This is a genomic window from Alcanivorax sp. UBA3183 (genome assembly GCF_002364155.1).
Lineage (GTDB): Bacteria > Pseudomonadota > Gammaproteobacteria > Pseudomonadales > Alcanivoracaceae > Alcanivorax > Alcanivorax jadensis.
Map to the genome: position 1 here is coordinate 4311 of NZ_DEXN01000003.1, position 283 is coordinate 4593.

Here is a 283-nt window from a genome sequence, read left to right on the forward strand (position 1 = left end):
AAGTGGTTTAACGAGTCCAAGGGTTTTGGTTTCATTTCTCAGGACGATGGTGGTGCGGACGTATTCGTTCATTTCAGCGCAATTACCGGCTCAGGCTTCAAAACCCTGGCCGAGGGTCAGAAGGTTTCCTTCGAGATCCAGCAGGGCCCAAAAGGTCCACAGGCCGCTAACGTGGTTGCTGAATAAGCGATTACATTAGCAAGAAAAAAGCCCGCTTCGGCGGGCTTTTTTTATGTCTGCTCCCCTGCCCTCTTATTGCCGTAGGAGCGGTGCTCTCTGTGCT

At 51.9% G+C, this 283-nt stretch carries 1 protein-coding gene; it reads left to right on the plus strand.

The features are described 5' to 3' along the window. Window positions 1-186 (plus strand): cold-shock protein (locus tag B3Q33_RS00170; protein WP_286826241.1); only part of this gene is annotated, 186 nt, incomplete at its 5' end. Between the last annotated feature and the right edge of the window lie 97 nt (window positions 187-283).